The sequence below is a fragment of the Oliverpabstia sp. genome, from assembly GCF_022785585.1.
Taxonomy (GTDB): Bacteria; Bacillota; Clostridia; order Lachnospirales; family Lachnospiraceae; genus Oliverpabstia; species Oliverpabstia intestinalis.
The window spans coordinates 1-11,589 of sequence record NZ_JALFPR010000097.1 but is presented as its reverse complement, the minus strand read 5'-3'; the positions used below and the strand labels follow the sequence as shown (position 1 = coordinate 11,589).

Below are 11,589 nucleotides of genomic sequence, written 5' to 3'. Positions count from 1 at the left end.
TTCAGATGGTGTCTGAGGATTACGAGCAAGAGCAGGCAGAACTGAGAGTCAAGATTGAAATGCTCGAAAACGAAATACAGAATCAAGAAGATCAAGCGGAGAATGTTGATCGGTTTATCCGACAGGCAAAGAAGTACCTGTACTTGGAAAAGCTGACACCCACTATTCTGAACGATATGGTCAATGCCGTATATGTTCATGCACCGGACAAGTCCAGCGGACACCGAGTGCAGGATGTGACCATCAGCTACAACTATATCGGCATACTCCCCGCCAATTTACTCTATGACGTTATGAACGGAAAAGCGGCATGATTACTCATGCCGCTTCCCGAAAACAATATTATACTGTTTTATTGGACCGCCCCGAAAAGGTGTTATTTTTTTATCTCATCCATTCTCTCAGATACTTTTCACTGCATCGTTCCCGATGTGGATTAAATACATTATTGAATTCTGCATATTTCTTTTCATACTTATCCACCATATCCGGTAGATTCTTCAGGGTTTTCAACACTTCTTCCTGGTTCATCAACACCGGGCCCGGAAGCATGTGGATATCGAAGTAAAAGTCACGCATCTCATGTTTATACTGTTCATAATCATACATGAAAAACAGAATCGGGCGTCTCAGATTGGCATAATCAAAGAATACACTCGAATAATCCGTGATCAGCACGTCAGCCGCCAGATACAGAGGATTGATGTCATCCATCTGCGACACATCATAAACAAACCCCTGAAACGCTTCAAAATCAAAGGAATTACTGATAAAATAATGTGCCCGGAACAACACCACATATTCCTCGCCAAGCACTTCTCGCCACCGTTTAAAATCCACCGGCAGCTGAAACTGATATCCCTCACCCGGGAGATGCTGATTCTCCCGCCAGGTCGGTGCATACAGAATTACTTTCTTGCCCTTCGGAATTCTCAGTTCCTGACGCGCCTTCTCACAATCCATATCTGAGAACTCAATCAGATCATCATTTCTCGGGTATCCCAGTTCCAGAAGTACCTGCTCTTTTCCCTCTTTCTTCAGATGAAAGGCCGACGCAATCTTTTCAGAATAGAATTCGGATGGCGATGGCATATGCGTTACCCGTTTTGTCTCTTCCAGATAATTTTCCTGTACTTCCCGCAGACTTCCATTTTTTTCTGCATAATGATCCAGATCATATCCCAACCGTTTTAACGGTGTCCCATGCCAGCACTGAATATATTCCTGCCCTTCTTTCGGCTGCAGTTCCCTCGGAAGCCGCGAATTCGTCACCCAGAACTTCGCGGATGCATATGCACGGTAATATTCCCCGCTTCGATAACGAACTACTTTTGTATGCGGCTCCTGCTCCATCTCGTGATACTTCTCCGGTTCCCGGAACGCCCAGATCAACTCCCAGTCCTGATACTGCGGATCCCGGCACATCGCCTGATATAGTGCTTTTGGACTGCACGCATATTTTTTTCCCATATACGCCTCAAAAATCACCTTTTTCGGATTGATCTCTTCCTTTTCCACATATCCCTTCTGATACTGCAGTTTTTTCCACCAATAATACACACGAAGACTCCATGTTTTCATCCATGGAGTCTTGCTGCAGATTCTGGCCATCCATTTCCAGGCACTCATCTTTTTCCCCTGTCTTTCTACATACAATCACATCATCCGGTTACTTATCTTCTGAACCGCCTCTTTATGCCATAAATTCATTATAGGCATCCAATACAGTCTTCGTATCACCCTGCATCTTAATCTCCCCTTCATGGAGCCATAACAGACTAGTACACAACTTCTCCAGCGTCTCTGTACTGTGCGATACGATTACTACAGTACGATTCTCATCCATGATCAGTTCCTGCATCTTCTTATAACTCTTCTTCTTGAACTTGGCATCACCCACGCTCAGAACCTCGTCAATCAGCATAATATCTGTTTCAAGAACCGCCGTAATAGAAAATGCCAGCTTCGAATACATACCACTCGAATACGTCTTTACCGGCATGTCGATGAATTTTCCCAGATTGGCAAACTCGATAATCTCATCCATCTTATCCCGTACTTCCTGCTCCGAGAAACCCAGCAGCATTCCCGATAAAATAATGTTTTCCCGTCCGCTTAATTTTTTCTGAAATCCAACACCGATGGAAAGGAGGGATACAGAATCCGATTCCAGTTCAATACTTCCGGAGTCCGCCGAAAAAATTCCGGCAATTGCGCGGAGCAACGTGGATTTACCGCTTCCATTCTTTCCGACGATTCCCATGATTTCTCCCTTTTTCACTTCAAAAGAGATACCTCTCAGGGCTTCATATACTTCCAGCTTACTCTTTCTCAGATGAAAAAGACTTTTTCTCATAGAAAGAGACTTTACACACTTGTAGGTAATCTTCAGATCTTTTACCTCAATTGCATTTCCTGGTTTCATAGCTTAAATCCTTTCGTAGATTTGTCACACTGGCCTCTGCTTTGGTCAGCTGACCGGCAACACATTCTATATTACCTTTACATAATTATTTTCATTTTTATATATGATTGCCACACCGATTGCCGATAATACTGATCCGATCACAAACCACAGCAAGATCAGTCTTCTGTGCGGTGTCTCACAGTAAACCAGTGACGACCGGCAGGCATCGATCAGAAATCCCACGGGATTCACCTTTAATAACAATGTGGCGATCGCTTCATTAACTCTGTCTGTGATCACGTAAAAGATACCAGACATATAAAAAAGAATTCGTAACCCCACGTTGGTAATATTCTTAAGGTCATCAAAGAAAACCCCAAAATGAGCCAGTATCGCACTCACACCAAAGGTTATCAGAATCAGATCCACAAAGATCGGAATCACATAGATCACATTATACGAAACCGGTACATGGGACCAGAGCATCATCACGATCACGATTCCAAAAGAAATCATCATCTTAAACAGATTCTGAAACAGCAGAATAATGATCAGGAAATACTTGGGAATATATACTTTCGTTACTACCGCCCGGTTCGCCGCCACGATCCGTACGCTTCCGGATACCGTTTTATTAAACAGATTCCACATGGACAGACCTACAAAGACAAAGATATGAAAATATTCTTTTTTCTGTCCGAAAATCACCATGAAAATAAACCAGTATACCAGCATAAATAAAATAGGATCCAAAATCCACCATAGCCAGCTCAAATGTGAGCTGGCCACTTCTGACTTCAATCCCGATTTTGTTGCATATTTTGCATAAGGCATATAGCGCTTTATGTCTTTCCAAAATCGTTTCATTTACTTTCTTATCCTTTCTCGCCCCGGAATACCCAGTCTACAAAACGTCTGCTTGCCTGACCATCTTCCCGTTTGCTGAAGGTTTCGTTGAATTCCCGGTATTTATCGTCGTAGACAAAATTATCGATACTGTCACGGATCGCATCCGGCAGTTCTTCTTCCTTTGTAATGATCTTTCCCGGAAGTTTATCAATACCAAAATAGAATCCGCGGATACTGTCCTTATAATCTTCCAGATCATACATATAAAACAGCATCGGCTTTTTCAAAATTCCATAATCAAAGAATACGCTGGAATAATCTGTAATCAGTAGATCAGCGATCAGATACAGATGGTTAATGTCATCATAATTGGATACATTATAGATAAATCCTTCGTAATCATCAAATGAGAACTTACTTGCCACCAGATAGTGTACACGGAATAAGATCACATATTCATCGCCAAGCTCCTGCCGCAGTGCATCAAAATTCACATTCAGATCATAAGTAAATCCTGTACCCGCCTCATGCTGATTGTCTCTCCAGGTCGGTGCATACAGAATTACTTTTTTATCCTCCGGAATCTCCAGTTTCTCTTTGATCATCCGGATATCTTCCTGTGTATGATTGATAAGAAAATCATTTCTCGGATAACCGATTTCCATGACTTTATCTTCCATCTTCGTTTCTTTCAGATTCCATGCGGAAGTAAATTTCTCACTGGCAAATCCTGATGGCGAAAGAATATAATTGAATTTTTCTGCATCCATCGCATATTTTTTCCGAATATCAGCAATAGAGTCGATAGCATTTTCCGAAGTTTCCAGATCATATCCCAGACGTTTTAACGGTGTTCCATGCCAGCACTGCACATAGACCTGATCTTTCTGGGGCCAGACATGATCCGGCACACGATAGTTCGTAATCCAGTATTTTGCTCTGATCAGTTTTCTTTCATAAACTCTTGCTGTTTGTTTTACCACGATCGTATTCGGATTTTCTTCCAGAAAACGATGTTTTTTTGCATTTTTAAACGCCCAGATAAATGTCCAGTCTTTAAACTCATCCTGTGTCAGCATATACTCATACACTGCTTTCGGACTGCATCCATACGTTTTTCCGTTAAAAGAATTAAATACTACTGTTTTCTCGTCAGGAGTCACGCCAAGACCCCGCCACCAATAATAAATTCTCCGCTTGGTATACAGGATTTTCTTCCAGCACTTTCGAAAACGTGGGTGCGTTTTCGAATACTGAGCCAGGCGTTTCTTTATCGGGCTTTTAAAGAATCTCCGAATCAGTTTTCTCCTCTTTTTCCGAATTTTCTTTACAATCTTCATCTTTTAACTCCTACTTCTTTCCCAGATCCTTTTTAATCTGTGTTGTGGAAATCTCCGGTGTACGTGGAAGATAAACCACGTCACAGTATTCTTTTAAAAAGTCAAACTTTCCTTCCCAGTCATCTCCGATTACGAACGTGTCCACCTTGAATTCTTTCACATCCGAAATCTTCTGCTCCCAGGACTCTTCCGGAATAACCAGATCCACATAACGGATCGCTTCCAGCAAACTCTTTCTCTCCTCATAGGAGAAATAGCATTTCTTCTGTTTTTCATTCCAGTTAAATTCATCGGTAGACAAAGCAACGATCAGATAATCTCCAAGTGCCTTGGCTCTCTGCAGTAATTTGACATGTCCATAATGAAGAAGGTCATACGTTCCATACGTGATTACTTTTCTCATTTTTTTCTCCTTTTTTTCTCCTTTTTATACCTTTCACCCTCCTGTTTCCTGTATACCTGGTAAATATAACTTTTTTCAGAGGGATTTTTTGTTTCTGTCTTTCATCGAATACACATCATCTTTACCATTCTGCAAATATCTTCGCTGCATGGTTTTTGTATTTTATTAAATTTTCTTTCAATTTTCTTTCGATTTTCGACATAATTCATTTCATTATACAACAAACCTTCTATGGAATTCAAGAACTCTGCATAACTTTTCGGTTTTGGTCCCGGAGTTACCTCATCGTAATCAAAATTAAACCCCCGTGTCTTCAGATATGCTTCCCGGTCATATGGTAAAAATAAAATCGGACGTTCCAGCAACAAATAATCAATATAAATACTGGAATAATCTGTGATCAACAGATCAAACATCACCAGTACTTCCATAATATCTTCTATCCTGTCCTCATTCAGAAAGCGAATCCGGCTTCCCGGACGATCTAATGCCTTTAGCCACTCATATCCTTCTTTCTCATACAGATGCATACGGATACACATAATACACTGATTTTTTTCCAGAAAATTCTGTAACTGTTCTACCGCTCTTCCACGGTTTTCTCCGTGGAATTCCTCAAACGGAAACAGTCTGGTTTCCCCATCATCCCGGAATGTAGGCGCATATAGAAGCAAAGAATCAAATTCCGGAAGCTTTTCTTTTTGAAAAATCTTTTGCATTTGTTCCCGGACATTTATTTTTTCAAATAACTTATCATTTCTTGGCTGTCCCCACACTTTGACTCTTTCCTGTTCCACCAGAAAACTTCTGCTCATCACCGGAATCAGCTCTTCTGAAGTAGTAACAACTGCTTCATAATTATCCGCAAACAGATATTTGTAGTACAGCTTTGTCATCCATCCCAGATTTTCCTGCTCCATCCCGATTTTTTTTAACGGTACCCCATGCCACAGATTGATAATACAATATTTTTTTCGAAATCCCATCCCATACAACGGCGGTGCAGTGGACGTAAACCAGACTTTACATTCCAGCACTTTTCGTATTCCTTCCATAGTGCTGGTATCAATAATAGACTCCTTCCCAAAACACTCCTGCAGTTTTTTTCGTTCCACCGGATCTTCCATTACATAAAATGCCTGGATCTCCGGATGGTATTTCTTTACATATTCAAAAAGCGCACTGGAGTTATAATTGAATGCCCGGTTATGCACTGAAGAGAACACCCATTTTTTCTCATTGGGTTCCTCCGAAGTCGTAATTCTGGCATAACTGGTTTTCAGTAAATTCTCTATTTTTTTCATCATAAAGACATATTCCTTATTTTCTTTTCCACACCATTGCTATACAGGCAAACGGTGCCGATAATAAAGCCTGCATTCCTTCTTTTACAAATGCCGGATACTGTCGGCTTCTAAGATACGTATACCCAAGTACCATATGATGGCGCATACAAATTTTTCTTTTTTCTCCCCATCTCATATCTGCCCAATATTTCTTTTTATGTGCAAATAACCGATTTTCACCTTCAATTTTTCTTTCTCGGCTGGACATCCCCTCAGATTCTGTATGCACCAGTGCCTTCACATCACATCTTGGAAGGTAACTGACTGTTCCGTGATTCCGAATGACTTTCTCCATCAGATAGAATTCATCCCCAAGATCAATCGGTGGAAATCCTCCTGACTTCAGCAAAAACTCCCTTTCGAACATCAGTGTATCCGTTCCTGTCATATGATACAGATAATGTTTTGCCAGCAAATGCTTCTCTTCTTGTATAACCCCCGGTTTCAGATAATTTCTTTTCCGCACTTCCTCTAATCTTCCATCCTCGCGATACAGAGCCAGATCGGTAATAGATACATTTGATTTCACACACTGCATATGACGCACCTGTTGCTCTATCTTCTCTTTTCTGTATTTGTCATCATCATCAAGAAATGTAATATACATCCCGGATGCTTTTTCTATACCACGGTTTCTCGAGCTCGCCGACCCTTTATTGGTTTCATTCACCACATACTTTAAGGAAATCTGATATCTTCTCTGGAATCCTTCAACAATTTTCTTTACTCTGGCATTCCATTCCGAATCCGCATTATCATCCACAAGAATAATCTCCTGGTTCTTCCATGTCTGTCTTGCAAGACTTTCCAGTGCACAGCTTAATTCTCGCTCTCTGCGATATGTTGCCATAATAACCGACACCAGTGGTGTATCATTTACTTTCTTCTCCGCACCTTCCTGAACTCCATCTCTTCTTAAAACAGCAAGTACCGTCAGGAACAGACATTTCAGATCCATCCAGGTACTCTGGTGTTCTACATAATATCCATCCAGTTTTGCTTTTTCGGAAATACTGATCGTATCTCTTCCATGTATCTGTGCCCAACCGGTAAGCCCCGGTAATACATCATTTGCTCCGTATTTCTCCCGTTCTTTCAGAAGGTCGTACTGATTCCAGAGTGCCGGTCTTGGTCCTACAAGACTCATATCTCCTTTTAAGATATTCATCAGCTGTGGCAGTTCATCCAGACTTGTAGCTCGTAAGAATTTTCCTGATTTCGTAATGTACTGATCCGGATTTTCCAGAAGATGAGTCGGTACATCCTTGGGAGTATCTGCACGCATCGTCCGAAACTTCAAAATTTCAAAATATTTCTGATGAATACCAACTCTTTTTTGGCGAAAAAAAACCGGTCCCGGAGAATCTATCTTTACCCATATCGCAATTCCAGCCAGAAGTGGCGCACAAAATATCGTTGCCGGCACCGTAATCACATAATCTAACCATTTCCTGTTATCTCTCATCACTCTTTAAAAAACGGAAACTGTGGTTCTGTTTTTCCATCAGTTTCCGTTCTCACCTCCATACCTTTTTGGCGCTTCCACGCTTATTATTTCTTCTTTGATTTCTCTCCTGTTTCCTGATACTGATATGTCGCTACAATTTCTTTTACCGACTCACGAATATGATTTCCATCCTGATAGGCCTCTTTTTTCAGTTGTTCCAGCTGCTTTAAAAATTTTTCCTGGTCAAACTCCAGAGGCTTTCCGATAAAAATTTTTTCATGCGCAGTTTTTCGCAACCCTTCTTCGGCCATCAGAAGCTCCTCATACAGTTTTTCTCCCGGGCGAAGTCCTGTATACTGGATCTTAATATCTTCATCAGGTCGCAATCCGGAGAGCTTGATCAGATTTCTTGCCAGATCATCGATTCGCATCGGCTCTCCCATATCCAGTACAAAAATCTCCCCACCTTTTGCGTATGCTCCTGCCTGTAATACTAAAGAAACTGCCTCCGGAATTGTCATAAAATAGCGAATAATATTTTTATCTGTTACAGTTACCGGACCGCCTTCTTCTATTTGTTTTCGAAACAATGGAATAACGCTTCCATTACTTCCTAATACATTGCCAAACCGTACTGCCACAAATTCTGTCTCACAGGTTGTATTCAGTGTCTGTATAATCATTTCACAGATTCTTTTTGATGCTCCCATAATATTGGTAGGGTTTACTGCTTTATCCGTAGAGATCAATATAAAACGTTTACACCCATTTTCAGAAGCAGCCCGTGCTGTATTTAATGTACCAAAAACATTATTTTTGATTGCTTCATTTGGACTATTTTCCATAAGTGGTACATGCTTATGTGCCGCTGCGTGATATACAAGTTCCGGCTGATATTTCTGAAAAATGCTACTGATTCTATGGGTATTTCTCACTGAACCGATCAAAACCACCAGATTCATTTCCGGATAATCATGTTTTAATTCCTGTTGAATATCATAGACTGTGTTTTCATAAATATCCACGATCACAAGCAATGCAGGATGATGTGCTGCTATCTGGCGGCAAAGCTCGCTGCCAATAGATCCACCCCCTCCGGTAATCAGTACTCTTTTATCCTGTACATATTCCAGGACAGATCCAAGATCCGTCTCTACGGGGTCTCTTCCTAACAGATCTTCAATTTCTACTTCCCGCAATTTTGCTATGCTTACTTCTTCATTGATCAGCTGATAAACTCCTGGAAGAATCCGAAGTTTACAGCCACTGTCTTTGCAGATTTCCAGAAGAGCTTTCCGATCCTTTGGAGGCATCGTAGGGATGGCTATAATAATTTCCTGTACCTTATAACGTTTTACAGCCTCTAAAATCTCCTCTCTTCCTCCTACGATTGGAATACCAAGAAGTTTCGTATTCTTTTTCTGTGGATTATCATCGATCACACATACCACTTTATTACTTAAGTGGTAGCTGGATTGAAGTTCTTTGATAATCAACGTTCCTGCATCCCCCGCTCCGATCACCATGGTAATAATAGGTTTTTCCAGATGATCTGTATATACTTTCTGCTTGAAAATACGAAGCAGTCTATACGAAAATCTCCCTGCCATCATAAGTGGTAATAATACCAACAAATACAGAATATAATAGGATCTTGGAAGATGGTATCCCATCATATACATTCCCACCAGTTGAAACATTGCTGATACTATACACGATAAAACCAGGTTTAAAAGTTCTGTAACACTGGCATACCGCCACAGGCTCTCATATAAACTGAACAGTGCAAAAATAATCAGCGTACACCCTATATTAATTGGTGTATAATGAATCATAGACTCAAGAAATGGTTTCCTTATCATTCCCGGATGGAATTCAAATCGAATCAACAATGCCGTATACTCTGAAATCCCAATAACAAGAATATCATACAATATAAGCAAAGAAACTCGTATACGTTTTTTAGGATTTTTTAATCCTTTTATTGTTCTTATCCACATAATTTTCTCTATTCTTTCTGTTACTAATCAGAATCTTTTATTCATCTCATTATACCCTTTTCCATTTCAGTCCGCAATCCCATACTCCTTTTTCTCCTGTTTTCCCTGTCTTTTTAAGGAAAAAACGACATTTTGTATCCTTTTTGAACTTTTTTCAGTTTTTTTTTATTTTTTTTGACATAAATACTGATTTCTCCGTGTTATTAGTATAAGAAAGAACACACAGACACATACAGACCAACAAAACAATCTTAAGAAAGGAGATTCCTATGGTAAATACAAAAATAATTGCAGATCTTCCGATTGAACTTGGAATCAAAAGAACTTACAAAGGTTACTTTTTCCTGATTGCTGCACTGGAACTCGCAATCACTGATCAGAAAAATTTACTCTACATGAGTAAATCTATTTTTCCGGTTATTGCAGCACGTTATGGAACTACATACAGTTGTATTGAACGTAACATCCGAACAGCAATCAACGCCTGTTGGAATTCGCCAAATCGTGAAAAACTGCTGACAATGTCTCCTTATCCACTGCAGAAAGCTCCTTCCGTAACTGCTTTTATTGATATTCTGTATTGGTATCTGAAAAATCAGGAAGGCGGTAGTTTATATTAAACCGTTTTGTCGATAGTAAACTGGTTCCAGTTTATTCATCATATTTCAAGAGAAGACTGCATACCCTACTCGATAACTGTAGACTTGTACAGGTTCTAATCTACAGATCTTTCTCGTCTGACCTGCTCATCGGAAACAAAAACATTTCTGTAATATTCTATTGCATATAGAGAATTTAACCGAAAAGACATTGTATCTTTTAGGAACAGTTTTTTTTTGAATATCAGGAAGATGGTCTGGTAATTTTCATTATCTGACCATCTTCTCATTGTTCTCACAATATTTTAGCTGTAACGTAAGTGTCGGAAATATAGCAAGTGCTATTCTCGCGAAGTATTTTTACGTTGCGTATAAGAATTCCCTGTAAAAGGAAAAATGCTTCAATTCTTAGAAAAGAATTGAAGCATATAATAATCTGCCGCAGACCGGAATCGAACCGGTACGGGTATCACTACCCACGGGATTTTAAGTCCCGGGCGTCTGCCAGTTCCGCCACTGCGACATGTAATTTTATTTAAAAAACAAAAAATGGGACCTACAGGGCTCGAACCTGTGACCCTCTGCTTGTAAGGCAGATGCTCTCCCAGCTGAGCTAAGATCCCATAATTTATACATAAGATACACAATAGCCTTTCGACTGTCGTCCACTTATGAACGACCCAGACGGGACTCGAACCCGTGACCTCCGCCGTGACAGGGCGGCGCTCTAACCAACTGAGCCACTGGGCCATGTGTAATTAAAATAGCAAAATGGACCTTCGGGGACTCGAACCCAGGACCGACCGGTTATGAGCCGGTTGCTCTAACCAACTGAGCTAAAGGTCCATAACCATCTTTCCAAGACAATTGATGGAAGCCGATGATCGGACTCGAACCGATAACCTGCTGATTACAAATCAGCTGCTCTGCCAATTGAGCCACATCGGCATGATGAACTCAAAAAGTAGGTTGCTATCAAAGTGACTCCGACGGGAATCGAACCCGTGTTACCGCCGTGAAAGGGCGATGTCTTAACCGCTTGACCACGGAGCCATAACTCCCCCAGTTGGACTCGAACCAACGACACTGCGGTTAACAGCCGCATGCTCTACCGACTGAGCTATGGAGGATCATTCTCTTTCTCTCTTTTCTCTCCATGTACCTTCAAAACTGCACACACGTAACATCCTTCTTCCTA

At 40.7% G+C, this 11,589-nt stretch carries 10 protein-coding genes and 7 tRNA genes; 2 read left to right on the top strand and 15 right to left on the bottom strand.

Annotation, left to right across the window (positions count from 1 at the left end):
- Positions 1-314 (top strand): DUF4368 domain-containing protein (locus tag MSA64_RS06910; protein ID WP_287891097.1); only part of this gene is annotated, 314 nt, incomplete at its 5' end.
- Positions 315-384: 70 nt separating this feature from the next.
- On the opposite strand, the gene MSA64_RS06905 is transcribed toward MSA64_RS06910, so the two are convergent.
- The 8 genes from MSA64_RS06905 to MSA64_RS06865 all read right to left on the bottom strand — a co-directional run bounded on the left by MSA64_RS06905 (position 385) and on the right by MSA64_RS06865 (position 9,792).
- Entirely contained in the window at positions 385-1,629 is a 1,245-nt protein-coding gene (locus tag MSA64_RS06905) for a CDP-glycerol glycerophosphotransferase family protein (RefSeq protein WP_154432575.1), read from the bottom strand.
- 64 nt (positions 1,630-1,693) lie between these two features.
- Positions 1,694-2,425, bottom strand: coding sequence for an ABC transporter ATP-binding protein (locus MSA64_RS06900; protein WP_022171156.1), 732 nt, complete (start codon positions 2,423-2,425; stop codon positions 1,694-1,696).
- Positions 2,426-2,491: 66 nt separating this feature from the next.
- The gene (locus tag MSA64_RS06895; protein WP_022171157.1) at positions 2,492-3,274 is read right to left on the bottom strand and encodes an ABC transporter permease; all 783 of its coding nucleotides are present in this window, start codon (positions 3,272-3,274) and stop codon (positions 2,492-2,494) included.
- Between the two features lie 8 nt (positions 3,275-3,282).
- Positions 3,283-4,596, bottom strand: coding sequence for a CDP-glycerol glycerophosphotransferase family protein (locus MSA64_RS06890; RefSeq protein ID WP_154432573.1), 1,314 nt, complete (start codon positions 4,594-4,596; stop codon positions 3,283-3,285).
- A gap of 10 nt (positions 4,597-4,606) precedes the next feature.
- On the bottom strand, positions 4,607-4,999 hold the full coding sequence (tagD, locus tag MSA64_RS06885) for a glycerol-3-phosphate cytidylyltransferase (protein WP_022171159.1): 393 nt from the start codon (positions 4,997-4,999) through the stop codon (positions 4,607-4,609).
- A gap of 101 nt (positions 5,000-5,100) precedes the next feature.
- Positions 5,101-6,306 carry a CDP-glycerol glycerophosphotransferase family protein gene (locus tag MSA64_RS06880; protein WP_154432572.1) on the bottom strand — a complete coding sequence of 402 codons (1,206 nt, stop codon included), beginning with the start codon at positions 6,304-6,306 and terminating at the stop codon, positions 5,101-5,103.
- A gap of 13 nt (positions 6,307-6,319) precedes the next feature.
- Positions 6,320-7,810 carry a sugar transferase gene (locus MSA64_RS11815; protein ID WP_330639073.1) on the bottom strand — a complete coding sequence of 497 codons (1,491 nt, stop codon included), beginning with the start codon at positions 7,808-7,810 and terminating at the stop codon, positions 6,320-6,322.
- Between the two features lie 86 nt (positions 7,811-7,896).
- Entirely contained in the window at positions 7,897-9,792 is a 1,896-nt protein-coding gene (locus tag MSA64_RS06865; RefSeq protein ID WP_154432571.1) for a polysaccharide biosynthesis protein, read from the bottom strand.
- A gap of 269 nt (positions 9,793-10,061) precedes the next feature.
- On the opposite strand from MSA64_RS06865, the gene MSA64_RS06860 reads away from it, so the two are divergent.
- Complete coding sequence (locus tag MSA64_RS06860; protein ID WP_022171163.1) at positions 10,062-10,412, top strand: sporulation initiation factor Spo0A C-terminal domain-containing protein; 351 nt, start codon at positions 10,062-10,064, stop codon at positions 10,410-10,412.
- A 416-nt stretch (positions 10,413-10,828) separates the two neighbouring features.
- Here the strand turns inward: MSA64_RS06860 and MSA64_RS06855 are convergent.
- The 7 genes from MSA64_RS06855 to MSA64_RS06825 all read right to left on the bottom strand — a co-directional run bounded on the left by MSA64_RS06855 (position 10,829) and on the right by MSA64_RS06825 (position 11,521).
- Positions 10,829-10,914: transfer RNA gene (locus MSA64_RS06855), tRNA-Leu, on the bottom strand.
- 27 nt (positions 10,915-10,941) lie between these two features.
- Positions 10,942-11,014: transfer RNA gene (locus MSA64_RS06850), tRNA-Val, on the bottom strand.
- A gap of 53 nt (positions 11,015-11,067) precedes the next feature.
- Positions 11,068-11,141 (bottom strand) — tRNA-Asp (locus tag MSA64_RS06845).
- A gap of 22 nt (positions 11,142-11,163) precedes the next feature.
- A tRNA-Ile gene (locus MSA64_RS06840) sits at positions 11,164-11,237 on the bottom strand.
- A gap of 29 nt (positions 11,238-11,266) precedes the next feature.
- Positions 11,267-11,339, bottom strand: a tRNA-Thr gene (locus MSA64_RS06835).
- Positions 11,340-11,372: 33 nt separating this feature from the next.
- A tRNA-Glu gene (locus MSA64_RS06830) sits at positions 11,373-11,444 on the bottom strand.
- 4 nt (positions 11,445-11,448) lie between these two features.
- Positions 11,449-11,521: transfer RNA gene (locus MSA64_RS06825), tRNA-Asn, on the bottom strand.
- Between the last annotated feature and the right edge of the window lie 68 nt (positions 11,522-11,589).

Coding starts and splice junctions, on each gene's coding strand:
- MSA64_RS06905 (WP_154432575.1), bottom strand. CDS start 1,629: ATGAGTGCCTGGAAATGGATGGCCAGAATCTGCAGCAAGACTCCATGG.
- MSA64_RS06900 (WP_022171156.1), bottom strand. CDS start 2,425: ATGAAACCAGGAAATGCAATTGAGGTAAAAGATCTGAAGATTACCTAC.
- MSA64_RS06895 (WP_022171157.1), bottom strand. CDS start 3,274: ATGAAACGATTTTGGAAAGACATAAAGCGCTATATGCCTTATGCAAAA.
- MSA64_RS06890 (WP_154432573.1), bottom strand. CDS start 4,596: ATGAAGATTGTAAAGAAAATTCGGAAAAAGAGGAGAAAACTGATTCGG.
- tagD (WP_022171159.1), bottom strand. CDS start 4,999: ATGAGAAAAGTAATCACGTATGGAACGTATGACCTTCTTCATTATGGA.
- MSA64_RS06880 (WP_154432572.1), bottom strand. CDS start 6,306: ATGATGAAAAAAATAGAGAATTTACTGAAAACCAGTTATGCCAGAATT.
- MSA64_RS11815 (WP_330639073.1), bottom strand. CDS start 7,810: ATGAGAGATAACAGGAAATGGTTAGATTATGTGATTACGGTGCCGGCA.
- MSA64_RS06865 (WP_154432571.1), bottom strand. CDS start 9,792: ATGTGGATAAGAACAATAAAAGGATTAAAAAATCCTAAAAAACGTATA.
- MSA64_RS06860 (WP_022171163.1), top strand. CDS start 10,062: ATGGTAAATACAAAAATAATTGCAGATCTTCCGATTGAACTTGGAATC.